The 24,170-nt window shown below is 40.6% G+C and carries 27 protein-coding genes; 13 read left to right on the forward strand and 14 right to left on the reverse strand.

The genetic code is table 11. The annotated features are described in order from the left end of the window. From FHS57_RS28165 to FHS57_RS28220, 12 genes are all read right to left on the reverse strand, one after another. On the reverse strand, positions 1-1,962 hold the full coding sequence (locus tag FHS57_RS28165) for an ATP-binding protein (RefSeq protein WP_221225752.1): 1,962 nt from the start codon (positions 1,960-1,962) through the stop codon (positions 1-3). After that, positions 1,952-3,133, reverse strand: a complete 1,182-nt coding sequence (locus FHS57_RS28170) for an ATP-binding protein (RefSeq protein WP_183979578.1) — start codon at positions 3,131-3,133, stop codon at positions 1,952-1,954. Before FHS57_RS28170 ends, FHS57_RS28165 begins: the two co-directional genes overlap by 11 nt. Positions 3,134-3,308: 175 nt before the next feature. Continuing rightward, positions 3,309-3,665: a heavy-metal-associated domain-containing protein gene (locus FHS57_RS28175; protein WP_183979580.1), complete on the reverse strand. Its 357-nt coding sequence runs from the start codon at positions 3,663-3,665 to the stop codon at positions 3,309-3,311. A 90-nt stretch (positions 3,666-3,755) separates the two neighbouring features. Then, positions 3,756-5,984 (reverse strand): TonB-dependent receptor, encoded by a 2,229-nt coding sequence (locus FHS57_RS28180; protein ID WP_229601478.1) that lies wholly within the window; start codon positions 5,982-5,984, stop codon positions 3,756-3,758. A 168-nt stretch (positions 5,985-6,152) separates the two neighbouring features. Beyond that, positions 6,153-6,713, reverse strand: coding sequence for a helix-turn-helix domain-containing protein (locus FHS57_RS28185; protein WP_183979584.1), 561 nt, complete (start codon positions 6,711-6,713; stop codon positions 6,153-6,155). Positions 6,714-6,778: 65 nt separating this feature from the next. Next, a complete protein-coding gene (locus tag FHS57_RS28190) occupies positions 6,779-7,216 on the reverse strand; it encodes an HYC_CC_PP family protein (protein WP_183979586.1) in 438 nt (145 codons plus the stop codon). A 148-nt stretch (positions 7,217-7,364) separates the two neighbouring features. Further along, positions 7,365-7,709 (reverse strand): 50S ribosomal protein L20, encoded by a 345-nt coding sequence (gene rplT, locus FHS57_RS28195; protein WP_028526735.1) that lies wholly within the window; start codon positions 7,707-7,709, stop codon positions 7,365-7,367. Positions 7,710-7,881: 172 nt separating this feature from the next. Next, a complete protein-coding gene (gene rpmI / locus FHS57_RS28200) occupies positions 7,882-8,076 on the reverse strand; it encodes a 50S ribosomal protein L35 (protein ID WP_028526736.1) in 195 nt (64 codons plus the stop codon). A gap of 71 nt (positions 8,077-8,147) precedes the next feature. Then, positions 8,148-8,693 (reverse strand): DUF6702 family protein, encoded by a 546-nt coding sequence (locus FHS57_RS28205; protein WP_183979588.1) that lies wholly within the window; start codon positions 8,691-8,693, stop codon positions 8,148-8,150. A gap of 1 nt (position 8,694) precedes the next feature. Further along, complete coding sequence (gene rseP, locus FHS57_RS28210; protein WP_183979590.1) at positions 8,695-10,002, reverse strand: RIP metalloprotease RseP; 1,308 nt, start codon at positions 10,000-10,002, stop codon at positions 8,695-8,697. A gap of 40 nt (positions 10,003-10,042) precedes the next feature. After that, the gene (locus tag FHS57_RS28215; RefSeq protein ID WP_183979592.1) at positions 10,043-10,633 is read right to left on the reverse strand and encodes a Uma2 family endonuclease; all 591 of its coding nucleotides are present in this window, start codon (positions 10,631-10,633) and stop codon (positions 10,043-10,045) included. A gap of 67 nt (positions 10,634-10,700) precedes the next feature. Then, positions 10,701-11,882, reverse strand: a complete 1,182-nt coding sequence (locus FHS57_RS28220; protein WP_183979594.1) for a 1-deoxy-D-xylulose-5-phosphate reductoisomerase — start codon at positions 11,880-11,882, stop codon at positions 10,701-10,703. A gap of 173 nt (positions 11,883-12,055) precedes the next feature. On the opposite strand from FHS57_RS28220, the gene FHS57_RS28225 reads away from it, so the two are divergent. Next, positions 12,056-13,258 carry an enolase C-terminal domain-like protein gene (locus tag FHS57_RS28225; RefSeq protein ID WP_183979596.1) on the forward strand — a complete coding sequence of 401 codons (1,203 nt, stop codon included), beginning with the start codon at positions 12,056-12,058 and terminating at the stop codon, positions 13,256-13,258. A gap of 50 nt (positions 13,259-13,308) precedes the next feature. Here FHS57_RS28225 and FHS57_RS28230 read toward each other — a convergent pair whose 3' ends face one another. Beyond that, entirely contained in the window at positions 13,309-13,671 is a 363-nt protein-coding gene (locus FHS57_RS28230) for a winged helix-turn-helix transcriptional regulator (RefSeq protein WP_183979598.1), read from the reverse strand. 120 nt (positions 13,672-13,791) lie between these two features. Between FHS57_RS28230 and FHS57_RS28235 the strand changes: the two genes are divergently transcribed. From FHS57_RS28235 to FHS57_RS28270, 8 genes are all read left to right on the forward strand, one after another. Beyond that, entirely contained in the window at positions 13,792-14,397 is a 606-nt protein-coding gene (locus tag FHS57_RS28235) for an FMN-dependent NADH-azoreductase (protein WP_183979600.1), read from the forward strand. A gap of 272 nt (positions 14,398-14,669) precedes the next feature. Further along, positions 14,670-15,137 carry a Dps family protein gene (locus tag FHS57_RS28240; protein ID WP_183979602.1) on the forward strand — a complete coding sequence of 156 codons (468 nt, stop codon included), beginning with the start codon at positions 14,670-14,672 and terminating at the stop codon, positions 15,135-15,137. A 113-nt stretch (positions 15,138-15,250) separates the two neighbouring features. After that, positions 15,251-16,072, forward strand: coding sequence for an alpha/beta fold hydrolase (locus FHS57_RS28245; protein ID WP_183979605.1), 822 nt, complete (start codon positions 15,251-15,253; stop codon positions 16,070-16,072). Positions 16,073-16,094: 22 nt separating this feature from the next. Further along, positions 16,095-17,000 carry an alpha/beta fold hydrolase gene (locus FHS57_RS28250; RefSeq protein ID WP_183979607.1) on the forward strand — a complete coding sequence of 302 codons (906 nt, stop codon included), beginning with the start codon at positions 16,095-16,097 and terminating at the stop codon, positions 16,998-17,000. Between the two features lie 315 nt (positions 17,001-17,315). Continuing rightward, on the forward strand, positions 17,316-17,975 hold the full coding sequence (nfsB, locus tag FHS57_RS28255) for an oxygen-insensitive NAD(P)H nitroreductase (RefSeq protein WP_183979609.1): 660 nt from the start codon (positions 17,316-17,318) through the stop codon (positions 17,973-17,975). Between the two features lie 508 nt (positions 17,976-18,483). After that, on the forward strand, positions 18,484-19,311 hold the full coding sequence (locus FHS57_RS28260) for an oxidoreductase (protein ID WP_183979611.1): 828 nt from the start codon (positions 18,484-18,486) through the stop codon (positions 19,309-19,311). A gap of 188 nt (positions 19,312-19,499) precedes the next feature. Next, positions 19,500-20,339 carry an alpha/beta fold hydrolase gene (locus FHS57_RS28265; RefSeq protein ID WP_183979613.1) on the forward strand — a complete coding sequence of 280 codons (840 nt, stop codon included), beginning with the start codon at positions 19,500-19,502 and terminating at the stop codon, positions 20,337-20,339. 50 nt (positions 20,340-20,389) lie between these two features. Further along, entirely contained in the window at positions 20,390-21,283 is an 894-nt protein-coding gene (locus FHS57_RS28270; protein WP_183979615.1) for a helix-turn-helix domain-containing protein, read from the forward strand. Positions 21,284-21,289: 6 nt separating this feature from the next. Here FHS57_RS28270 and FHS57_RS28275 read toward each other — a convergent pair whose 3' ends face one another. Next, positions 21,290-21,622 (reverse strand): winged helix-turn-helix transcriptional regulator, encoded by a 333-nt coding sequence (locus tag FHS57_RS28275; RefSeq protein WP_183979617.1) that lies wholly within the window; start codon positions 21,620-21,622, stop codon positions 21,290-21,292. Positions 21,623-21,733: 111 nt separating this feature from the next. Here FHS57_RS28275 and FHS57_RS28280 point away from each other — a divergent pair, with 111 nt between their 5' ends. The 4 genes from FHS57_RS28280 to FHS57_RS28295 all read left to right on the forward strand — a co-directional run bounded on the left by FHS57_RS28280 (position 21,734) and on the right by FHS57_RS28295 (position 24,165). Then, positions 21,734-22,540, forward strand: a complete 807-nt coding sequence (locus tag FHS57_RS28280; RefSeq protein ID WP_183979619.1) for an enoyl-CoA hydratase/isomerase family protein — start codon at positions 21,734-21,736, stop codon at positions 22,538-22,540. Positions 22,541-22,747: 207 nt separating this feature from the next. After that, entirely contained in the window at positions 22,748-23,278 is a 531-nt protein-coding gene (locus FHS57_RS28285) for a TetR/AcrR family transcriptional regulator (RefSeq protein ID WP_183979621.1), read from the forward strand. Positions 23,279-23,353: 75 nt separating this feature from the next. Continuing rightward, positions 23,354-23,527, forward strand: a complete 174-nt coding sequence (locus FHS57_RS28290) for a hypothetical protein (protein WP_183979623.1) — start codon at positions 23,354-23,356, stop codon at positions 23,525-23,527. Between the two features lie 8 nt (positions 23,528-23,535). Then, positions 23,536-24,165: a pyridoxamine 5'-phosphate oxidase family protein gene (locus tag FHS57_RS28295; RefSeq protein ID WP_183979625.1), complete on the forward strand. Its 630-nt coding sequence runs from the start codon at positions 23,536-23,538 to the stop codon at positions 24,163-24,165. The last annotated feature ends 5 nt before the right edge of the window (positions 24,166-24,170 follow it).

Raw genomic sequence — 24,170 nt, forward strand, 5'->3', positions numbered from 1 at the left:
TTATTTTAAATTTTCTTCAAACCATTTTACGCGTTCTTTCAATTCTTCAATCGTTTCTCGCATTTCTTCCCCAGCTTTTAGGTATTCGTTGGGATACTCGTCTTTGAGGTATTCCATTGTAAGGAAATAAATGGGTTTTAATCGGTCTTTGAGTTCAGGGGTTTCTTCAAAGAGTTTGTGGACGGTGTGATATTGTTTATTACTGAAAAGCACGAGAAAAATTTGTAAGATTAAAAGGTTATTTATTTTAGTGTCAGTTGCATTTAAGCATAACTTTCCAAGCAACTTTGTAATATCGATAAATTGAAAACCTCCTATTATTTGCATTAATAAAATATTTAGAGACAACTCATGAATTATTTCAACAATAATTTCTTTATCAGGACTAAAATTATTTTTTAAATACTTTTCACCCGTAAAATGAATTGTATTTAATATTTTCTGAAAATGTTCATTTTGTTTTATTTTAAATTTTAATATTTTAAGTGCAAGTTTATAGTTACTTATTAACGTACTAAACAATTTTAACATTTCATTTTGCAACATTTCATCTAATCTACTTACTAATAGATTGATATGTTTTTTATTGCTTTTTTTGTCAATCAAATATAAAATAGATTTAGTTAACACATTTGTTTTATCGAATAATATATCCTCATTCTCCACCATCGAATAAGCCAATGCCCTATCAAAAACCGTATTCAACTCATAAGTTCCTTTATCCAAATTATTCTCAAAACGTTCAAAGAGCTGTTTAAGGTCGTTGGTGTCGCACCAGCCTTCCAAAAATTTCACAAACCAAATCACCCGCTGCTTGTCTTGGCGGGTGGAGTAGCGCATCAAGTACCAAATGTTAAAAAAACGTTCTTGAAGGCGATAAAGGTGGTTTCTTCCCTTAGCACGTGGTTCTATTTCAATAATTTGATTATCAACCAACTGTTTGAGTTGGGCTGATATTTGATTGGTTTTCAGCCCTTGGCGTTCTGAGCGAGCTAACGCCGCAATTTCACTTACAGTTACGGCATCCCAGGCCCGCGCCACGGCATCCACAATAAGCTGTTGCTGCGGCTTGAGGTCATCCATGCGGTGTTTGTACAGTGGGGTTACGCGGTCAAGAATCGCTTCTAAGTCTTTGAAACTGTCCTGCTTTTCGTTGTCCATAAAAACATCAAAAAGCATCACCATCGTTCGTATTACCCCACCCGACAGTTTTCGCATTACCTCAATGCGCGGGCGTTTGGTCTTTAGCATTTCTTGAAAAGCCTCGCTTTTCCGTTCATTTTCGGCTAACTTTTCAAAAAGCGTAATTGTCTCGTCGGTGGTCATGCCTTTGAGCCGAATTTGGTAAAAGAAATCAAAAAATGGCTCTTTATAATCGAACGTGTGTTCAAGTAAGGTAGCCGATGCACCTACCAATCGCAAGTAGGGCGAGTTCATCAGGATATTGCGGAGGCGGTGCGTGGCCGTTTTGCCAATTTTCTCCAAGAACTGCCCAAAATTATCGTGGAAAACAATGATTTTCTGTTGGTTTTGTTTCAAATAATCCACTAAAACCTCAAAAGCTTTTTGGTCATAATCTGCGTCAAACTCATGTTTCCTCATTTCATCCAAAAGGGTTTGATATGCAGTATGATCTTCCGCCAAAATTTTAGCGATATGTTCAAAAAATGCGGCCAAGTCAGGCATCGAATACTGCTCTTCATTAAAAAGAACAGGAAGAAGCCATTTGTTGAGTTTTTCATCTTCTAAAACCGCATATTTAAGGCGCAATAAAAGCGTGGTTTTACCCATACCTCTTTGGCCTAAAATCATATAATGCTGCGGCGGATGCTGCATCAAATCCTCTTGAATTTCCTCAAATAATTGATTAAACACCGCAGTTCTTACCACAAACTCGGCCTTCAACTGTTGTGGTTCTTTTTGAGGAGGATTAAACAAGTATTTCAATTTTCTATCCGACATTTTTCGACCACCATTTTTTGAGGATTGGAGAATAAAACCGCCATTGTTTCTCATTTGTTTCGGCAATATAGCCATCGTACTCAAGGGTGAGCAATATGTTTTTGAACGAGTCCTCAAGTTGATGTTTTACCGCCAAATCATACAGATGTAACTCTGCAATAGATGTATCTTCCGTAAGTTTTTTCAGTAGCTCATGGACTAGGATTAACTCATTTCGATTAAATACTTGACTCAATCGTCCCCGATAATGCTCCAAGTAAATACTTCCGTTTAGTATAAGTTCATTGAACGCTTCATCAATAAACAACTTGTTTACCTCGCGCTCTTCTCGTCGGTATAAATCTCGTATTTCTTTGATTGCCAACTGGATATGAAATGGAATTAACCACTCTATTTTCTCCTTTAGCAAATACGTCAACACCTCTTCTGAGGTCTCAATGTCGTAGTTTGCAAGTAACATTTTGGCTAATTCTAAAGCATCTTTTAGTAAAAGAGGGCGTAACTTATACGTCTGAATATCATTGACGTCAGCGGTTGCGTTCAGTTTCTTAACCACCGAGAGGAGGCCAATTGAACCCGTATAGATGAACTTTATTTTTTGATTGTATTTATCATTTTGGCGAATAGCACGATTTTGTTTCAAAAAATTCCGAGCCGCTTGCTCTCCTTGTTCATCTCGAATGTGCTCAATCGTTACAGGAAACTCGTCCACCATCAATAAAATAGTGCGACCATCTAAGTCCACTTTTTCGAGAAAATCCTTGAATTTTTCGTAGTAATCAAGTTTTTCATCCGATTTATCGTTAAAATCTATTTTAACTCCGCCTACTTCAACATTTTCAATGCTACTCAAAAAGCCTTTAAGTTTTTTACCTGCGTTCTCAATTGTTTTCAAAAAGCGATGCTTATTTTCAATGTCAAAGATGGCTTTTAATAACACCCTAAAAAAAGTTTGGCTATCGCTCACATCTTCCGTATCAACATACACGCAATAGTACTCTTCCGAAGGGTTATCTTTGATGTAATGGATAATGGAGGTTTTCCCTACTCTTCTTGGCGCAGAAAGTAATAGATTTTGACCTTCTTCAAGGGCTTCATAGATTTCAGCGATTACTTTATCTCGTTGAAAAAAATTGTCTCCAGTAGCTGTTTTTCCAATGCTTAGTTTCATATATGCAATATTTTTATTGCAAATTTATTTTGCATTTTTTTTATTGCAAAACACTTCTGCATTTTTTTTATTGCAGGCTATAAACGTCGGGTTGTGAGCAACCCTCTTCACAGGCTAATCACAGGCAACAAAAAAAGGGAGCAAAAATGCTCCCTTTTTTTGTTGATTCCTGAAATTAATGATGCCCATGGGCTTCGTTACCCTTTTGGCAGCACTCTGGTAGTTTGTCGTGGGCCGTTTTATTACACATTTGGCTATCGGCATCGTAGCCCGTATCCGTAATCACCTTACGAAGCGCAGCCTCGTCCGTTTTTTTAGGGTTATACTTGATAGTCACCACTTTGTCATCCAGATTTAAGACTGCTTCGCTCACTCCTTTGCTCAACGTCAAGTTTTTCTCGATGCGTTCCTTGCACATGTCACACACCGCCGACGTCTTAATTTTTACTTCTTTTTCTTTGCCAGGCTTACTAGCTACGGTGCTGAATACTACTCCCAGTACGAGCACAACAAGGAATGTTAATTGTTTCATTGGTTTAAAAGCCCCCAACCCCGATGGAGAGTTTTTTGGATGATTCACGTACATTGGGGTTTGATGGTGTACGTTTACTTGTATTTATTCTTAATCTTTGACTTTAATTCGTATTCCAGCATAGACCATTCGACCTACGATTGGCCCCCATACTTGCCCCGCATCAAAATACTTCCCAAACGGGTCTTGGGCATTGATGATGGGGTTGGGTTGTTTAAAATTCAACAAATTTTCTCCTCCCAAATAAACTTCAAACTTCCGAAACGCCCGCGATACTTGAGCGTTCACGTTGGTATAGGGCTGTGAATAAAGAATCGGCATTGATTTTTTATCCAAAGTTGCTTCCAACGATTGCAACGGATCATTGATACGAGCTTTCCCGTTCCACTGAACCGTTAAGTCGGCTTTCCATTTATCGTAAGGTAAGGTATAACCAATGTTAAAAAGCACCCTGTCGCGCGGTATCATCATACGAGCCATGAGGCGAACATCGTTGACGGGCTGCCCCATCGTTTGCCAAACATCAAACAAACGGTATGCCAATTTTATTTCGGTACGCTTTGATAATAAACCGTTTAGCTCTGCTTGAAAGCTATTCGAGAAGGATTTACCCTTGAGATTGTAAAAATACAAATGCGCTGCCAAATCGTCGGCGTGGTCGGTATCAACCACCAATTGGTTTTGAAAATCAGTTCGATAATAGTCCAGAACCACATCCCAGTGTTTTTCAAACAAATGGAAGGTTTGGGTCAAACTTACCCCGTAATTCCACGAAATTTCAGGTCGTAGCTCGTCCACAAAACGCACCCACCGTTGACTTACCAAATAGCCATAGTTTTCAGCCAGTGCGTTCGGGGTACGCTGCCCTCGTCCCGCTGATACCCGAAGCGTTGTTTGTTCAAACGGCTGCCAGCGAAGGTGCAAACGCGGCGTAACAAACGCCCCAAAAAGGTTATGTGCATCAGCTCGAATGCCTGCCACAAGCGTCAGTTTGTCGAGGTAATTATAGGTATATTCAAAAAACGCCCCAGGCACTGACTCCGTCCGCATACGGTGAATATCCTTGTAGGTTTCGTTGTAGTCGTCCAGCAAATAACTCAAACCCGTCGTAAACTTATGGTTAGTGTTATTGATAATCGACTGATAAATCAGGTTGGCATACAATGTTTGTTGGCGGGCGTCGTAATTAGCAAATCCAAAGTACGAGTCGCTTGCGTGCGTCAGCCCGTTTACGATAAAACCCAATCCTTTGTACGGCTTGTCTTGGTACATTTTGGCCGTTTTGGAGAAAAACTCCACGCGGCGAGTTGTGTTGCCAAAACCATACGCTTGCGACGTTCCGCGCATGTTTTCACGAAACCCTACTTGTCCTCCCAAACGGTTCTCGTAAAGGGCTTTAACCCCAAACTGCGCCATCATTTTATCGCTTTTATACTGCCAACGATTAACCGCGTTAAGTTGCGTGTAAAGGGGCATGTCCAGAAATCCATCGCCGTTGTTATCCACCCGCGTTTGGAGCGTACTTGCGTGCGAAAGAATGCCCGTTGACCAACGTTCATTGAGTTTTTTATTGACGTTGAAATTTACCTCTCCACGGCCAAAATTGTTGACGTACGCATTAAAATACAGTTTCTCACGGGCATCGGGCTTCACCAACTCCACATTAATCGCTCCCGTCAAGCTTTCATAGCCATTGACGACGGAGCCTGCCCCTTTGCCAATGTCGATGCTTTGTATCCACGTTCCTGGGATGTAGTTTAGGCCAAAAGTCGTGCCCAAACCACGGATATTCGGAATGTTTTCGACGTTAGTTTGCACGTATTGCCCTCCCAACCCCAAAAACTGAATTTGTTTGGCACCCGTCACGCCGTCGCTCAAACTCACCGACACCGAAGCATTGGTTTCGAAGCTTTCCGACAGGTTACAGCAAGCCGCCTTGGCAAGGGCTTTAGTCGTAATAATTTCGGTTTGAATAGGGTTCAAGCGGTCGATTTGTGAGGAAGTTCCTCGTACGACCACCTCCCCTAACTGGCCATCAGCCACCAGCACAATCTCAAGATTGTCTTGGTTGGTTACCTTCAACGTATCGGTTTTGTAACCAATGTAGCTCACCACCAACTGATTAGATTTGGCCGAACGAGCCAAGCTAAACTGCCCAGTTGTGTCAGTAGCAGTACCTAGATTTGTCCCTAGCCAAAATACGTTCACGCCTACCAATGGCTTTTTGACTTTCCCTATTTGCTCTTTTACCAAGCCCGAAATACGCTGAGCTTGAAGAGTTCCTCCCCAAAATACAGTTAGTATTAAGCCATTGAGCAAAAGTCTTAGCGCATTTGTTTTATTATAACGCGTTAACACGGTTAACAAATAACGGTTAACTTGTGCTTTAGCACTTAATGGTATTAAATTCCTCAATTTCATTTGTTTACGCAGTCAATTGTATAACTTATTTTCTACAAACAGTTATTTTACGTCCTTCGTTTTTGCTCAAATTGCATCCAACGGTTGTCGGTTTTTGTGACCCGAAAGCTTGTATTGACTCGGTGTAGTGCCCGTAATCTTCTTAAATTGGTTGGACAAATGCGCTACGCTACTGTAATGAAGTTTGTCCGCAATTTGACTAAGGCTGAGTTCATCATAGGTCAACAATTCTTTCACTCGCTCAATCTTTTGGCGAATGATGTATTGCTCAATTGTGATGCCTTCCAGTGAAGAAAAAAGAGTACTCAAGCCATTGTAGTCACGGCTGAGCTGTTCGGCTAAATAGTCAGAATAATTCACCTTCAATTCCAATGACGAAGAACGAATCAACGCTAAAACAAGCGTTTTGATTTTTTCAACCGTACGAACTCGTTTATCCTCAAGCAATTCAAAACCGTATTCTTGCAGCCGAGCTGTTACTTCCGCTATCTGAGTAGCAGTCACAGGCGCTGCCACCTCCACTTCCCCGAGTTGAATCTGTTGAATTTGAAAATGAGCGTGAGAAAATACTTGGCCAACCACCAATTTACAGCGGTCGCATACCATGTTTTTGACGTAAAATACCATTATTGTCTGATTTAAAATTCCCCAACAAGTGTGCTACACTGAGAAAATCTCATGCACTGGAAATTCTAAATCAAAAAAGACTGCACAAACGAAAGCAGGCTTCGCCCGTGAAAAAAAGAAGTAAAAGAATAAACAGAAGAAGACCCCGCCGAAGTGGGAAAGAAAAATTCAAATACAACTTTGAAGACCGCTACCAAGGTCTCGACAGCCCAGTCGGCCGTTGTTTTTAATAACTTAGCTACCCATTGTGTCACCGACGACGCTACCTCTACGTTTTCGTAGCGTTGTTGGTCTTCGCAGCACGTTCTTTTTTTGATGGTAGTTTGTCCAGCAGGGGTTGCTGATTCTTTTGTAGTAGCGCAACTGCCACATTTGTCCTTGCTAAGAGCGGCCAAATGCAGCGATTTTCCTCTCAGAATACAATGATGTTCGACTACGCCAAAGCCCGTGCTTGCCGTCAGAACGACAAGTGCCATAAAAAAGGCAAGAAATCGGCGGAACATTAGTTTCATAAAAGAGAGATAGACTTCAGTTAATGCTCAAACACCTAGTTTTCCTAAAAAGTTCGAGCTAATCAAAAAATAAAAGGTAACGAAATTACATCCGTTACCTTTCATAAAAAAGCGGCGCGCTAGGCGCCACTTTTCCCAATTATTTTACTTTTTCTACTACTGCCTTGAACGCCTCTGGGTGATTCATTGCAAGGTCAGCAAGTACTTTACGGTTCAGTTCAACACCTGCTGCGTGAACTTTACCCATCAATGCAGAATAAGACAATCCTTCTTGACGAGCGGCAGCGTTGATACGCTGAATCCACAAAGCACGGAAATTTCTTTTCTTTTGTTTACGACCGACATAAGCGTAGTTAAGACCGCGCTCAACGGCGTTTTTGGCTACTGTCCATACGTTTTTACGACGACCGTAGTAACCTTTGGCTAATTTTAATACTTTCTTGCGACGAGCCCGCGACGCAACGTGGTTTACCGAACGTGGCATAATTTTGTTAGTTTTTTGACGGTTGGTGGCTTACTCAGAAGCACTTGTAGAACCAACAATCGGGTGAAACAATGAACCTGTGCTTAAAGCACTGTTAGTAGTTATCTGTTGTTCGTTATCTGTGATAAAATCTTGGATAACGGTAACAATTAACCGATAACGTTGTCCTAACTTAGAACTTGAGCATCAAACGGATGCGATCCATATTTGTGTCATCAACAACAGTGAACCCAACGAGGCCACGCTTACGCTTTGTTGATTTCTTTGTCAAAATATGGCTATGGAAAGCGTGCTTACGCTTAATTTTACCAGTGCCAGTCATTTTAAAACGCTTCTTGGCACCTGAATTGGTTTTAACTTTTGGCATGATACCGACCTTTTAAAGTATTTGAAAAAGTAAAAAATTTGGGGTGCAAAGGTACAAACCTTTGTTGAATATTACAATCCGAGGGGCAGAACTTTATCCTCATTTTTAAAGATATACGACTTCTTCTGGCCTTGGTAGTTGAAGTTAACGAGATTCACTTGGTCGTCAAAGACATCAAGCATGATGCTATTTTGTAATGAAAAACCTGTAATAGCCTCAGAACAAGGGATTTCTACATAGATCCAAGTAGCGTCGGCCTCTTGTTCTTTGCCGATGTACGAATACGGCTTTTTTTGTTTGGCAGTAGTCACAATCGCAAAATGTTTCCGAATGTATTTTTCGACATAGGGGTCATTTTTGTCATTGTTAAGTACCGAAAACTTTTGCCCGCCATTTTCTTTGGACAGCACACTCTCCAAATCATCCGTAAACACCCGAATACTCACCTCAAACGACTTTTCTTTGGCGTTATAGTCCATTCGGGTAATGCTGGTATGGAAGTCGTGCTTTGAAAAACCGAAAGCGCTCAGGCACAAAAAGAGAATCACGCAAATACGCAAAGGCGCAAAGAACGTTCTCGTCTTTGCCCCTTTGCGTGAGTTAGTTACTAAACTCATACTAACGGAAGAGTTTAAAAATATCGTTTCCAAAAGCGAAAACCATCAATCCAAGCAGAATCACCATTCCCACTTTTTGGGCGGCTTCCAAGAACTTATCTGACGGCTTGTGGCCTGTTACCATTTCGTAAATCAACAAAACCGAGTGGCCACCATCAAGGGCTGGAATCGGCAGAATGTTCATGAATGCCAATACCATCGACAACAAGCCCGTGAGGAACCAAAAACGTCCCCAATCCCAAATTCCACCGAACATTTGGGCAATCCCAATTGGACCGCTCAATGCCTTAGAGGCAGATACTTCACCACGGAAAATTTTGCCAAACCCTCGGATGTTGTCAGTCACTACGCTGAAGGCTTTTTGAGTACCAATCGCAATAGATTCGCCAAACGAATAGTCGATGTGCGTGGTTGTGAGACCTAATTCTGGATAAAAACCTATTTTACCGTCTTCGGGTACATCCACGTTAAGTGTTACCACTTTTCCTTTACGGTCGATTTCCAACACTGCTTTTTTGTTTTTCAGATTGGACAATGCGTCTCTGATTTCGTGGTAAAACTGAATTGGCTGATTATTTACCTTTACAATTTTATCCCCTGCTAAGAGTCCCGATTTAGACGCAGGCATTCCAGGTGTCACTTCTCTAATCGAGAAAGGATAAATGGGGTCAATAAACTCACCCGCATTTTTCTTGTCCGAAATCTTTTCAATAAAGTTATTAGGTACGTAAATGTCCACTTTTTCCCCATTACGCTCTACTGTGTAGTAGCTATTTGATTCCAAAAATACTTTACGAACTTCGGCAAAATCATCAAATGGTTTACCATTGATAGCCACGATTTTATCGCCCGTACGGAGTCCAATTTCTTGGCCAAGTTTGTGAGCCACAATTCCGTATTTCACATCTTTAGTCGCGATGTAGTCGTATCCTTCCGAATACGTAATGGCCACAAAAATGATAATACCTGTAATGACGTTCACAATAATTCCGCCCAGCATCACAATCAAACGCTGCCAAGCAGGTTTGGCCCGAAACTCCCACGGTTCAGGTTCAGCCGTCAAATTTTTGGTATCCAACGACTCATCCACCATTCCCGAAATTTTCACAAAACCACCCAGTGGCACGGCTCCAAACCCATATTCTGTTTCACCACGTTGAATCGACCATATTTTGGGAGGAAACCCAATGAAATACTTTTCTACTCGCATTCCGAACATCTTGGCTGTGATAAGATGCCCCCATTCGTGTAATCCTACTAAAATCGACAGTCCCAGAATCAACTGTCCCACCATTACTAAAATTTCCATTCTTTGAGTTTATGTGTGTTTACACACGTTTAGTTAGTCATTAATCAATATCTTCAAAAACCGTAGTTAGGTCGATTTCTAATCCTTCTAAGACCTCTCCCCCGCTGATAACACCAAACGGCTGTTTTTCAGGATTGGTATTTTGAGGGCTAAAAATCATGTATGTTTTCTCGTTGGGGTCAATCAACCAACCCAATTGGCAACCGTTGACAATCCACTCCTTCATTTTATCAACATGCTCCGACCAAGTATCTGATTCTGAAATTACTTCTACCACAAAATCAGGGCAGATGGGGGCAAATTTTTTCCGTAAAGCCGAAGGAATTTGTTCCCATCGCTCGCGACGAATCCAAGCTACATCAGGCGACTTGATGGATTTATCGGGGAGGGTAAAACCTGTTGCAGGGCCAAAGGCGATTCCCATTTTATTCTGTTTGGCCCAATAGCCAATTTCAATAGCGATGTCTAAATCGCGCGAGCCTCTGATGCTTCCAGTAGGTGACATAAAAATGATTCTTCCGTATTTGTCCCGCTCAAAGTGCATTCCATTGCGACGGTTTGCCTCGCAAAAAGCGAAGAACTCATCGTCGTTCATGGTATCCATGGAAGGTATGTTCAGTACTTGGGACATTGGATTCAATTTGAAAAATTGGTTAATTCGTTCATTTGAAAATCAAAGAAGCGAGCAATGCCCGTTTTCAAATTTTCAAATTTTCAAATTTACTCATTAAACTTTCAGCTACACGGCGTGTTTCGGTGTCGGTTTCGATATAATCGTCGAGGGTTGGTTGTTGAATAAACGCTACGGTGTTCATACAAGTTTCGATAAGGTCCGACATTTGCAGAAAACCTACTTTATCTTGTAAAAACGCCGCTACCGCCACTTCATTGGCTGCGTTCACAATGCAGGCCATGTTTCCGCCCCGTTCGAGTGCATCGAAAGCGAATTGCAAATTACGAAAAGTTTTTAAGTCGGGTTGCTCAAATGTGAGAGATGGATACTGAGCAAAGTTGAAGCGAGGGAAATCGGCCTTTAGGCGGTGTGGATAGGTCAGTGCAAACTGAATCGGAAGGCGCATATCAGGTAATCCCATTTGGGCTTTGATACTCCCATCTTCAAATTGCACCATCGAGTGAATAATGCTTTGGGGATGCACCACTACTTCGATTTGCGATGCTTCTAGTCCAAACAACCATTTTGCTTCAATGACTTCCAAGCCTTTGTTCATCAACGAAGCCGAATCGATGGTAATCTTAGCCCCCATGCTCCAGTTGGGATGTTTTAGGGCTTGGGCTTTGGTCACGTGTAAAAGCTCATCGCGGGTTTTGCCTCGAAATGGCCCACCCGAAGCGGTGAGCAATATTTTTTCGATGGGGTTATGAAACTCTCCCACAAGGCACTGAAATATGGCCGAATGTTCGGAGTCAACGGGGTAGATATTTACCCCTTTTTCGCGTGCTAAGGCCGTCACCAATTCTCCCGCCACCACCAAGGTTTCTTTGTTAGCCAAGGCAATTTGCTTGCCTGCCTCAATGGCTTTTACGGTTGGAATTAGTCCCGAATAGCCAACCATTGACGTCAAAACAGTATCAATGGAGTCCATTTGTACCACGTCCGCAATGGCCTTTGCCCCTGCATACACCTGAATCCCGAGAGGGTCGAGGGCGTCAAATACTTTGTCGTACAACGACTCATTGGCAATGACCACCACATTGGGACGAAACGCTGCGGCTTGCTCAATCAACAGTTCAGCGTTGTTTTGAGCGGTAAGAATTTCGACCGTAAACGACTCTGGATGAGCCGCTACTACGTCGAGTGCTTGGGTTCCAATCGAACCCGTAGAGCCAAGAATGGCTATGTGTTTTTGGGGAAACTTCATGCAATGGACAACTATTCACGGGCAAAATTACACATTCTTTTGGCTTTTAGGGCAAGAGACGATTATCGAATTTATTTACTGTCTTTCTCCTATGAGTAGAATCAAAACGACGAATTGTTTAATACAGAAATACCAGTGATTCAACCTGTTATCCTACCACGTCCTTTACCTACATGAAACGCAGAAACTTTCTTCACCACAGCGCCATGATGGCCTTGAGCACTCCGCTTATTTCTAACGCCGTAGAACTTGGGTACTTTGACCCTCAAATCGCGGATTTGTCATCGCACAAAATTGCGGACATTGCTTATACCCAAGTACAACTCAAATGGCCGCGTTTTGTGGGAAAAAATGCGCGTCGTGACATTCATGGATACGGCCCCAAAGTGAACGTTTGTGTACTGACGACCGACCAAGGTGCGAAGGGTTGGGGAATGCACGGCCGCCGAAACGACGAAGTGATTGCGTATTTGAAGGGGAAACGAGTATCCGACCTGTTTCAACCTGCACTTGGCGTTACTGACCCTCAAGCGTTGCCTTTTGATGTGCCGCTGCACGATTTGGCAGGGGTCATCCTCAACAAACCTGTGTATGAATTGATGGGCCGCAAAAAGCCCATTACAACGAAATGCTACAGCGGCATGATTTATTTTGATGAACTTGAACCCAAAGAAGGGCCAGTCACTACGTTGCCCAACGGACTTGACAACATCATTGCCAATTGCAGTGCAGATTATAAATTGGGCTATCGGCAGTTCAAACTAAAAATTGGGCGCGGCAATATTTGGATGCCCAAACAAGAAGGGCTTCAACGCGACATCGAAGTGACGAAGCTTGTTCATAAGACATTTCCCGATTGTGATATTTTGGTCGATGCCAACGATGGTTATACGGTCGATATGGCCATCGCTTATCTAAAAGGCATTGATGGGATTCCGCTGTTTTGGTTTGAAGAACCCTTTGCCGAAACCGTAGCAGATTACCGAAAGTTAAAAGACTGGTTAAAAGCCAACAACGTCAAAACGCTGTTGGCCGATGGCGAAGCCAATCCAAATCAACAACTTCTACGCGAACTTGAAGAACAAAAACTGATTGATGTTCACATCACCGACATCATGGGCTACGGCTTTACGCCTTGGCGCAAAATCATGCCTGATCTTCAGAAAATGGGCATTTTGGCTTCCCCTCACGCGTTTGGTGAGCAGTTAAAATCGTTTTACACGGCCCATTTGACAGGAGCTTTGGGCAATACCGTCACCATCGAAGGAGTACCCTGTACTTGCGAGGACGTTGATTTTAGCCTTTATAAAATTGTCAACAGCGAATTTATCCCTCCCAGAGCGCCAGGTTTTGGCATGAAACTACTCAAGGCATAGCCCCCGTTAAGGACATACAATCAGTTTGTGTGTCCTTTTTACTTTCATTTTTAAACCAACTCCTCTTCCCCTTTAATCACTTTTTCTCGGTGCATCTCGCCCCATAAAACCAAAGCCGAAAGCACATCTTGCAGGGTATCGGCATAAGATAGTAGTTCGTATTCTACTACCACTGGTATGCCCGTGTCCACTTTTCTTCTGACAAAACCATTTTGTTCCAAGTCTTTTAATACACCCGAAAGCACTTTGGCCGATATGCCATCAATGGTTCTTTGTAGGTCATTGAAGCGTGTATGCCCATCTTTAAGGGCAATTATTACGCGCAATGTCCATTTTCCACCAATGACATACATGGCATCTTCCAACGCTTTGATGGAGTTTCTACACTTTTCGGCACTGATTGTTTTTTCCATACTATTTCGATTGGCTAACTTAAAGGTTACTACTTACCTTATATATAGTAGTAACTTTTGGAAAGCAAATGTACATAGCTTTGCGACATCATTAAAATAAATCATTAAGAAATGTCAACAATGAACGTCCTTCACATTAAAACAAGCATCAACGGCGATGCTTCTAAAAGCAATCAGCTCTCGAACTCAATCATTGAAAAGCTAAAAAACACCTATTCGGAGTGCGCGGTTGAAACACTCGATTTATCGGAAAACCCGCTTCCATTTCTTACTGCCGAAATGTACCAAGCTTTTTCTACCCCAAAAGATGCACGTAGTCTAACACAGTTGGAGGTGATTCAACCCTCTGATATGGCCATTAAACAGCTCAAAAATGCGGATATTCTTGTTTTGGCAGTGCCGTTGTATAACTTTAGCATTCCAGCCAATTTAAAAGCATGGCTTGACCAAATTGCCCGTGCCAATGAAACCTTTAGCTATGCCACAGGTTCGCCCCAAGGTTTATTAACGGGCAAAAAAGTCTATTTGGCCATAGCGTCTGGCGGTATCTATTCAGAAGGAATGATGAAAGCCTATGATTTTACGGAGAATTATTTACGAACAGTTCTTGGGTTTATGGGCTTAACAGATGTTAGTACTTTTCGTTTAGAGGGTATTTTTGTGCCAAACATGGGCGAACAAGCCGTTTCGAAAGCCTTAGAAACGGTGGAAGAATATAGTTTTTAACTCTTTCCTGTGTCAATTTTTTTATGCCTTTATCGCTTACTTGGTAAGATTTTTTACCAAAAATACGGAAACTTCTCCGACTTCCTTTCGCAAACAATTCTGATTATCGATTCAATTATTTGATAAGCATGGCTCTAAAACCATGCTTTTTTTATTGCTACACTTTCATTTTTAACGATTAGGGCAAAAAGTGCAATTCATGGCGAAATATGTCCATTGAGGGGCTTCGCTATTTGGCGGAACTTTGCATCATCAAAATAATCAAAACGAAAATGAATATCGGAATAGCAGAAAATAATCGTAAAAAGGTAGCCGATGAGCTATCAAAATTATTGGCCAATGAGTATGTACTTTTTACAAAAACTAAAAATGCTCACTGGAATGTAGAAGGGCTTGACTTTTACGACAAACATCAATTATTCGACAATCAAGCCAATCAATTAGCTTCCACAATTGACTCAGTTGCCGAAAGAATCAGAACCTTGGGCTTCGCTGCACCTGCCAGTTTAAAGGCTTTTCTTGAATTGACAACCTTGCAAGAAACAGTCTTAGACTCAAATAAAAGCACCGAATTTATTAAGGATTTATTATCGGCTCACGAAACTATTATCCTTCAATTAAGAAGTAATATCAACCTTTTTGCCGATAGCTATGGCGACTTTGGCAGCAGTGATTTTATCACCAGCCTTCTGCAAGAGCACGAAAAAACGGTTTGGATTTTAAGTTCACTTTTGAAATAAATAACTCGGGAAAAAAGTGCAATTCAAAGCGAAAAGCGTCCATTGATGCCCCCGACAAATTGCCCCAACTTTGCATCATCAATTTTAACAAGAACAATTAAAAAATAGAAAACATGAACAAGTTAACAGTTAAAGACGGAACAGAAATTTACTACAAAGATTTAGGTCAAGGCCAACCCATTTTCTTTCACCACGGATGGCCGCTTTCATCTGATGATTGGGATGCTCAAATGATGTTTTTCCTCGAAAAAGGATTTAGAGTAATTGCACACGACCGCCGTGGACATGGTCGCTCTACCCAGACTTACAAAGGAAACGACATGGATACGTATGCAGCCGACGTAGCCGAACTTACTGCCCACCTCGACCTCAGAAATGCCATCCACGTTGGGCACTCAACAGGCGGTGGTGAAGCCATCAGATATGCCGCAAAATATGGCAAAGACAGGGTAGCCAAAGTGGTTTTAATCAGTGCCATCACGCCATATATGATTGCTGATGAAAGAAATCCAGATGGAGTGCCATTAGCAGTTTTTGACGACATCCGTTACAATACACAGCACAACAGAGCTCAGTTTTACCAAGATATCACCATTCCGTTTTTTGGATATAACCGAGAAGGTACTGATGTAAAAAAAGGAATACAAGATAACTGGTGGAGACAAGGCATGATGGGCGGCATTAAGGCTCAGTATGATTGTGTGAAAGTATTTTCTGAAACCGATTTTACCGAAGATTTAAAAAGCGTAAGCATTCCAGTGTTGGTCTTGCACGGTGAAGACGACCAGATTGTACCTTATGCTACCACGGCGGTAAAAGCACACGAATTGCTACAAAATGGTACGCTTATTTTATACCCAGGTTTCTCTCACGGTATGCCAACAACCGAAGCCGCAACCATCAACAACGATATTTTAACATTCATTAATCAATAATTTTCAACCTCTTCATCATAAAATGAAAAAGTCAGTTTCATTAATCGCCATTTTAGTTTCTCTATTTACTAATGTCGTTTCGGCACAAAACAATAGAAAACCCGCTTCGGCAGGCAGATTAGAGTACATAGAAGTAGAAAAAAATGTAAAACTTCATGTAACCGACCTTGGCGAAGGTCAACCAATTGTATTAATTCATGGATGGCCCCTGAGTGACGAAATGTATGAGTACCAATACCAATATTTGAGTCGTAAAGGCTTCCGAGTAATTGGGATTACACTTCGTGGTTTCGGGAAATCAGACAAACCGTATGGACGATATGATTTCGATGTTTTTTCGGACGACATTAAAGTAGTTTTAGAAAAGCTAAAAATAGAAAATGCGGTTTTGGGCGGTTTTTCGATGGGTGGTGCGGTCGTTATTCACTATGTAACCAAGTATAATGCGGCTCATATTAGCAAATTGGCACTATTTGGTGCGGCAGCACCCTCGTGGAGACAGAGAGAAGGCTCTCCGTTTGGAATTTCGGAAGCTGATGGCAACGGATTGGTTTTGCAAACCATGACCGCCAGACAAGATTTAATTGCAGGCTTTGGAGCTGCATTTCCTGCCAAAGAAGGAAATATTTCTAAAAATGTAGAAAAATGGTTAGAAAACATCAATTTAGAAGCATCGCCTTATGCCATCACGGAGTCAATAAAAGCCCTTTTAAACCTTGATTTACGTCCACAACTATCTAAAATCAGCATTCCAGTGGCGATTTTTCATGGCACGCAAGATAAATTATGTTCTTTTGAGTTTGCCAATGAGTTGAATAAAGGCATTAAAAATTCCCGCATTATTCGCTTCGAGAACAGTGGCCACGCCTTATTCGTAGAAGAGTCAGAAAAATTCAATACCGAACTTGAAAAGTTTGCCAAACAGTAAAAAGTTCAACTCAAAGCAAAAGCGATGTAAGCGAAGGTTTACATCGCTTTTTGGTTTTATCTATTGAATTTCTAATCACAAGCCCATTGTCTTCTAATTACGTCAGTTCTTGTGGGTAATGATTCAGAAAAGTTGGATTTTTTTTAGAAACAAACGCATTGACAATCAATATTAATTTACTTTTTGTTATTACTTCACATATTAGTAACTACTTGCAATAATAAAGTAATGGATTCTACTTTGCAACTTGAAAACAAAAAAGCAACAGTTAACAAAGCACAATTAAGCTTTACTAAACATTTATAAAACCACAAAATGAACTTAATCAACATTTTAGAGAAACGTTATTCTACCAAGTCTTTTGACCCTACAAAAAAAATAGCTTCCGAAGATGTTAAACAACTAAAATCGCTATTGAGGATGAGCCCTTCCAGCGTAAATATTCAGCCTTGGTATTTTGTCATTGCCGATACCGAAGCAGGAAAACAGCGAATGGCAAAAGGTGTACAAGGCCCCTATAAGTTTAATGAAGCCAAAATACTCAATGCTTCACACGTAGTGCTATTTTGTGCTAAAACCAGTATAAATGAGGATTATAAAGAACAGATTGCAGAGTCAGAAGCTCAGGCTGGGCGTTTTCCCAACGAACAGATCAAGCAAATGACCAAAAACGGCAGAACATTATTTGTCAATATTCACAAGGAAACGTTGAATGATGAGCAACATTGGTTAGAGAAACAAGTGTATTTTAATATGGGGCAGTTTGTGTTAGGAGCGGCTGCACTTGGCATAGATGCGTGTACGATGGAAGGCATTGATACTCAAATCTTGAATGAAGAATTTGGTTTAACCGAAAAAGGGTTAACTGCCATAACTACTGTGGCATTGGGTTACAAAACTGAAACCGATTTTAATGACCCTGTCAAAACTCCTAAATCTCGACTTTCTTTTGAAGAAATTTTGACATTGGTTTAAAACTGTATTGAAACACAGATTTGCCCAAACCTATTCAGCCCGTAGGAAATGTATTAATGTAAAGCTAATCGCGGTGGTTTAGTTTTGGCAGAAACATTATTCTAAACAGACAACCAGCTAATTTTTAAACAGTTGAACATTATTGATTCATTTTAAAGCTCTATTCTTAGACTGCTCCACCAGAATAGAGCTTTTCATTTTTTCACTAAAAACTGCATGGGAGTACGAAACTTTGCAGGTGACTAGAAAAAATTGAACACATAGGACACATAGAACTTTCACATAGCACACACATCTAGTGTTTTAAAAGGAATGCTACTAAATCCTGCATTTGTTCGTACGCCCAAACTCCAATTTATTCTGCACCAAAACATATTTTTTCAATACAACTATTGAAGAAAACGCTTCTTCGTAATTCTGTGCTATTCTTCCGCTGAAATGGGTTAGACGACTGCCAAGGGGCCGCAGTACCTTTGTATCATCAAAATAAACAAAAACAAATATCAACATGAGCAAGACAATTTTCATTACAGGAGCATCAAGAGGCTTTGGTAAACTTTGGGCAGAAGCATTTTTGAAACGTGGCGACAAAGTAGCCGCAACAGCCCGCAACATCGCTGCTTTAGACGACCTTGTAAGTACCTATGGCGATAATATTTTACCCGTACAATTAGATGTAAACAACCGTCAAGAAGTAATCAGTGCGGTGAGTCAAGTAGTTAGCCATTTTGGAGGCATTGATATTTTAATTAACAATGCTGGTTATGGTTTATTCGGTACAGTAGAAGAAACGACCGAGCAACAAGCCAGAGACCAAATGGAAACGAATTTCTTTGGACTTTTGTGGGTGACGCAAGCAGTTTTGCCCATTATGCGTCAACAAAAAAGTGGGCATATTATTCAAGTATCAAGCTTTTTGGGACTTACGACTTTGCCAATGTTAGGTTTGTATAATGCTTCAAAATTTGCCGTAGAAGGACTTAGCGAGACCATTGCCTCGGAAGTAGCTCATTTAGGAATCAAATTTACACTCATTGAACCAAACGGTTTTGCCACAGAATGGGCAGGAGCTTCGGCTATTCAAACTACCGACAGTATTGAAGACTACGCACCAGTACGTGCAGCCTTTGCAGCCTCTGGTGAAAATCCAGCGACTTGGGGAAAACCAGAAGCTACCGTAGAAGCCATTTTGAAAGTTGTCAACAGCGAAAATCCACCACAACGATTACTATTAGGTAAAATCGCTTACCATGTTGTGAATCAAGTATATAAAAATCGCCTTGAAGAAATTGAAGCTTGGAAAGAGGTAAGTATTGCGGCACATGGCGATAATTAAAATTATTTCCATTAGCAACTCATTGATTATCAACAATGATTTACTTTTTGTTATTGCTTTACATTTTAGTAACTACTTGTATATCTAAAGCGATACAAATAGATTTACCATCATTTAACAGGAATTGAATTTCTATCGAGCATAACAAAGTTTGGGAATTATCTAAAACTCATAATCGAAATTAACCAATGGAATCTTTAGCATTAACCGCAACAACTCAATTTGCCACAATTGATGGTGAAAAAAGAGCATACCGTCAGTTTGGTACTGGTGAACACCTTGTTTTAGTGAACAGATTTAGAGGTGTTTTAGACACTTGGGATCCACTTTTTTTAGACGGATTAGCGTCTCAAAATACAGTTACGATTTTCGACTATTCGGGTATTGGTCTTTCGGAAGGCGAACTTCCTTTAAATACCATTGATGTAGCCAAAGAAATTATCCAACTCCTTGATTATTTGGGCATTCAACAGTTTAATGTATTGGGTTGGTCGTATGGGGGTTTGGTTACTCAAAGTCTTATGTTTCAGTATCCCGACCGAGTATTGAAAACGGTTTTGGTGGGTACAAACCCTCCAGGAAATACTGAAACTCCAATTCAGCCTATCTTTTTTGAAAAAGCCTTGAAGCCTACCAACGATTTAGAAGACGAATATGTATTATTCTTTGAACCATCTTCTGAAAAAAGCAAACAATTGGCTCAGGCTTCGCACGAACGTATTGCCCAACGCTTAGACCGCAGTCTTATCCCTGCCACTCAGGACATTCTCCAACGATATTTTGCGGGTTCGATAGCTTTTAGAGAAGATAAAGCTAATTTTAGAGACCGTTATAAAACTTTACAAACGCCCGTCTTTGTGGTTTCGGGCGATAATGATATAAGTTTTGCCGTTGAAAACTGGTTTCCGTTATTGAAAAATGCTCCAAGTATTCAACATATTATTTTGCACAATGCTGGGCATGGCCCTCAGCATCAATATCCAACGTTGGTGAGTGCTTATATTAATTTATTCCTTCAGCAAGATTAAGTTTGAGTAGTGCGTATATTTTAATGAGTTAGCAATTTTTTCAAAACACCATGAAACATTACAAAACCCTTAGCGAGTTGCACCATGGCAATGGCTGGGCAATGCCCGAACACCCGCTTTTCAGTGTGGTTGGTTGCCAGTCGGGCTGTCCATTGGGCGACCGAGAGTTTACAAGTGATTGTTATATGATTGGTTTAAAAAAAATAAAATCGGGTGTAATTCTCTACGGCCGTACCCCTTACGACCATACCAATGGCTCGATGATATTTGTAAAACCTCGGCAGATTATCGAAATGAAAAACCTGCAATTTGAAGAAAAAGGGTTTATGCTATTGATTCATGAGGATTATTTGAATGGACACGAATTGCATCAGAGTATTGAAAAATACGGCTATTTTGATTACGAAGTCAATGAAGCCTTGCACCTTTCACCGAAGGAAGAGTTTATTATGTGGGAACTACATGATAAAATCAAAACCGAATACGATAACAATCCAGACGAATATAGTCGTGAAATTATCATTAGCCATTTGGCATCCATACTCATGTATGCTCAACGCTATTATAAGAGGCAGTTTATCAATCGTGCAGAATTAACAGGGAAGACAACTACCCGATTTAATGAACTCTTAAAAACCTATTTCAACAATGGAGCATTAAAAGAAAATGGCCTTCCCTCTGTTAATAAATTAGCCGATGAGATGTTTTTGTCGCCCCGCTATCTCAGCGATTTATTGAAACAAGAAACGGGCAAAACAGCGATGGATTTAATACACATTTCATTGATTTCGGCAGCAAAACACCTTTTACATCAAGAACAAGGCGTAGCCGAAATTGCTTATGAATTGGGCTTTGAAAATCCTTCCTACTTCACCCGATTATTTAAAAAACAAACGGGAATAACTCCAGTAGAATTTAGGAAAATGAGCTTGAATCTCAATTAATGTTAATTATGCGGTTGGCAATGCGAGGTACTCATTACCCCATTCTCTCATTTCTACCAATACTTTTCTGAGGGCTTTACCTTTCTCTGTCAACGAATACTCTACTCGTGGGGGAACTTCGGCATAGACTTTCCGAATCACAAGACCATTGTCTTCTAATTGCTTGAGTTCTTTCACGAGCATACGGGTATTGATGCCCTCAATGCTTCTTTCCAACTCTTTAAAACGTTTGGTTTCGTATATCAGGGCAAAAATAATGGGTAAAGTCCACTTGCCACCAATTACGTCAGCAGTTCTGGTGATGGGACAGTCAGAAAAGTTGCATTTTTTTTCAGGCATAAAAGTATTGATTATCAATATTGATTTACTTTTTGTTATTACTTCACATAGTAGTAACTACTTGCAAAAGTAAAGCAATGGATTCTACTTTGCAAGAAAAAACGTAATACCATGATTTTAACAACACAAAAAATAAGCGATAGTTACTGGAAAGTAATTATTAACAATCCGCCAATCAATCTGTTTGGCCCAGAAATGTCAGAAGAATTGATCATACTGATGGATGAATTTGAAGCAGCCGAAAACCTAAAGGTTGTGGTTTTTGAAAGTGCAAACCCAGATTTCTTTATTGCTCACTTAGATGTCTTAAAAGCAACGGGCTTCCCAAAAGGGGCTGGAAAAACTGGACTTTCAAAATCGTGGCCAGACATTGCCAAACGTTTTGAACAAGCTCCATTTGTAAGTATTGCTTCTATTAGAGGTCGTGCAAGAGGTTTAGGAAGTGAATTTGCCCAAGCAATGGATATGCGATTTGCAAGCAAAGAAAAAGCGATTTTTGGTCAGCCCGAAATTGGCTTCAGTATCTTCCCAGGTGGTGGCGGAATGGAACGATTACATTTATTGACTGGCAAAGCAAAAGCATTGGAAATTATTTTGGGTGGAGATGACTTCGATGCCGAAACTGCCGCTGCTTACGGCTGGGTAAACCGTGCTATTGCCGACGGCGAATTGGACGCTTTTGTTGAAAATTTGGCTCAACGCATTGCGTCGTTTGATAAAAAAGTAATTGCTGAAATCAAATCTATCATCAATGAAAGAGCGGTAAATCCTAAAAATGAACAGATCATGGATACCCAAACTCGTTTTTTTGAAGCCTTGGCACAACCAGAAGCGGCTATTAGAATGAAAAACCTGTTTGCTAAGGGTTTGCAGCAGAACAGCGATGCAGAATTGAATTTAGGTAAGCATTTGGTATAGCGAAAGTCATTTTCAGTAGCATATCTCCTGATTATCAATTACTTATATATTCATAATTACTCTCACAAAAAGGTTTTCTACTTGAATAGAAAACCTTTTTGTCTGTCCGATGTAGGTTACCAAAAATTATTTTTACAAAAAAAACAGACAAGTCTGTACATTTTTTAAAAAATACTATTACCTTTGTTGTGTTAATGAACGAGAACAATGGACACCAAAAAAAATATTGAAAATACAGCCGCACGGTTATTTTATGAACAAGGCTACAATTCGACGGGAATCAATCAAATTATTGCCGAAGCAGGTGTTGCCAAAGCCAGTTTGTACGCTCATTTCCCCTCGAAAATAGACATTCTGAAAAAGTATTTACAAAATACTTCCGAAAGCTCAATCGAGTTTTTTCGTAGTATAGTTGAGCAAAAACAGACGCCAAAAGACAAAGTATTGGGTGTTTTTGATTCTTTGCTCACCTTTTCTAATGAAACGAGCTTCAACGGTTGCCAATTTTTAAACATTGCCGCTGAGATTCCCCAATCTAACGAAGATGTACTTGCCTTGATTCAAGGGCATAAAAATAAAATTCGTCAGTTATTCGTCGAAATTCTTGAACCAATCAATAAAGAACATTTAGCGAATCAGTTATACATTCTTTTTGAAGGGGCTTTGGCAAGTAGCAAGGTCTTCAAAGACAAATGGACACTTGAGACAACCCGCAAAATCGTCGAGCAGTTAATCTGATTTTTTTGACTCCAAATAGACAGACTGGTCTGTATTTGAAAATAATTCAAACAAAACCTTTTAAAAACGAAAACAATGGAAACGAAAGAAACAACCTTCAAAAAATTGGACTTAGCAACATTATTAGCCACTCAGCCCAAACCAGTACAGCTTAATGACGAAAACGAAGTAGTGATTCAGGATGAATGTGGCGATACACTATGGGATCGGGTGTTGGCCCAATACGAAACCGAACAAACCGATAAATAACAGCAATCATGGCAAAGAATTTCGCAGAAATTGGTTTTAGCTCGGCAGCCAAAAAACTACAAGAAAAAGTAGGTAGCCGAGCCACTTATGCCCGTATGGAAGCCCAAACTACTTACAACGGCATGAGCAAATTTGAGCAAAGCTTCATTGCTCAGCGTGACAGTTTTTACATGGCTACTTCGGGCGAAAATGGGTTTCCCTATATCCAACACCGAGGAGGGCCAAAAGGCTTTTTAAAAGTATTGGATGCCAATCGGCTGGGCTTCATTGACTTCAAAGGCAATATGCAATACATTACGGTGGGGAATCTGGCTACCAATAATAAAGTGTCGCTTTTTCTAGTCGATTATCCCAACAAAAGACGCTTGAAACTCTATGCCACCGCCGAGGTAGTGGAGTTGAAAGACAACCCTGAATTGCACCAGTTGCTTGATTTGGAAGGGTATAAATTTCGTCCCGAGCGTATGATGGTTTTCCATGTGGAAGCCTACGATTGGAATTGTCCACAGCATATTACGCCACGATTTACCGTTGAGGAAATAGAGGAAGTGCTAAAGCCTCAATACGAACACATTAAAAATTTAGAAGCCGAAATTGCCGAGCTAAAAGAGAAGTTGGGGCAACCTATTGCAAACTAATTGGG

This window comes from Runella defluvii (assembly GCF_014195535.1).
In the GTDB taxonomy this organism is placed as follows: Bacteria; Bacteroidota; Bacteroidia; order Cytophagales; family Spirosomataceae; genus Runella; species Runella defluvii.

Coding starts and splice junctions, on each gene's coding strand:
- FHS57_RS28175 (WP_183979580.1), bottom strand. CDS start 3,665: ATGAAACAATTAACATTCCTTGTTGTGCTCGTACTGGGAGTAGTATTC.
- FHS57_RS28290 (WP_183979623.1), top strand. CDS start 23,354: ATGGAAACGAAAGAAACAACCTTCAAAAAATTGGACTTAGCAACATTA.
- FHS57_RS28220 (WP_183979594.1), bottom strand. CDS start 11,882: ATGAAGTTTCCCCAAAAACACATAGCCATTCTTGGCTCTACGGGTTCG.
- FHS57_RS28215 (WP_183979592.1), bottom strand. CDS start 10,633: ATGTCCCAAGTACTGAACATACCTTCCATGGATACCATGAACGACGAT.
- FHS57_RS28170 (WP_183979578.1), bottom strand. CDS start 3,133: ATGAAACTAAGCATTGGAAAAACAGCTACTGGAGACAATTTTTTTCAA.
- FHS57_RS28245 (WP_183979605.1), top strand. CDS start 15,251: ATGAACAAGTTAACAGTTAAAGACGGAACAGAAATTTACTACAAAGAT.
- FHS57_RS28280 (WP_183979619.1), top strand. CDS start 21,734: ATGATTTTAACAACACAAAAAATAAGCGATAGTTACTGGAAAGTAATT.
- FHS57_RS28230 (WP_183979598.1), bottom strand. CDS start 13,671: ATGGAAAAAACAATCAGTGCCGAAAAGTGTAGAAACTCCATCAAAGCG.
- nfsB (WP_183979609.1), top strand. CDS start 17,316: ATGAACTTAATCAACATTTTAGAGAAACGTTATTCTACCAAGTCTTTT.
- FHS57_RS28205 (WP_183979588.1), bottom strand. CDS start 8,693: ATGAGTTTAGTAACTAACTCACGCAAAGGGGCAAAGACGAGAACGTTC.
- FHS57_RS28285 (WP_183979621.1), top strand. CDS start 22,748: ATGGACACCAAAAAAAATATTGAAAATACAGCCGCACGGTTATTTTAT.
- FHS57_RS28235 (WP_183979600.1), top strand. CDS start 13,792: ATGAACGTCCTTCACATTAAAACAAGCATCAACGGCGATGCTTCTAAA.
- FHS57_RS28265 (WP_183979613.1), top strand. CDS start 19,500: ATGGAATCTTTAGCATTAACCGCAACAACTCAATTTGCCACAATTGAT.
- FHS57_RS28275 (WP_183979617.1), bottom strand. CDS start 21,622: ATGCCTGAAAAAAAATGCAACTTTTCTGACTGTCCCATCACCAGAACT.
- FHS57_RS28250 (WP_183979607.1), top strand. CDS start 16,095: ATGAAAAAGTCAGTTTCATTAATCGCCATTTTAGTTTCTCTATTTACT.
- FHS57_RS28185 (WP_183979584.1), bottom strand. CDS start 6,713: ATGGTATTTTACGTCAAAAACATGGTATGCGACCGCTGTAAATTGGTG.
- FHS57_RS28295 (WP_183979625.1), top strand. CDS start 23,536: ATGGCAAAGAATTTCGCAGAAATTGGTTTTAGCTCGGCAGCCAAAAAA.
- rpmI (WP_028526736.1), bottom strand. CDS start 8,076: ATGCCAAAAGTTAAAACCAATTCAGGTGCCAAGAAGCGTTTTAAAATG.
- FHS57_RS28270 (WP_183979615.1), top strand. CDS start 20,390: ATGAAACATTACAAAACCCTTAGCGAGTTGCACCATGGCAATGGCTGG.
- FHS57_RS28225 (WP_183979596.1), top strand. CDS start 12,056: ATGAAACGCAGAAACTTTCTTCACCACAGCGCCATGATGGCCTTGAGC.
- FHS57_RS28260 (WP_183979611.1), top strand. CDS start 18,484: ATGAGCAAGACAATTTTCATTACAGGAGCATCAAGAGGCTTTGGTAAA.
- rplT (WP_028526735.1), bottom strand. CDS start 7,709: ATGCCACGTTCGGTAAACCACGTTGCGTCGCGGGCTCGTCGCAAGAAA.
- rseP (WP_183979590.1), bottom strand. CDS start 10,002: ATGGAAATTTTAGTAATGGTGGGACAGTTGATTCTGGGACTGTCGATT.
- FHS57_RS28165 (WP_221225752.1), bottom strand. CDS start 1,962: ATGTCGGATAGAAAATTGAAATACTTGTTTAATCCTCCTCAAAAAGAA.
- FHS57_RS28240 (WP_183979602.1), top strand. CDS start 14,670: ATGAATATCGGAATAGCAGAAAATAATCGTAAAAAGGTAGCCGATGAG.
- FHS57_RS28190 (WP_183979586.1), bottom strand. CDS start 7,216: ATGTTCCGCCGATTTCTTGCCTTTTTTATGGCACTTGTCGTTCTGACG.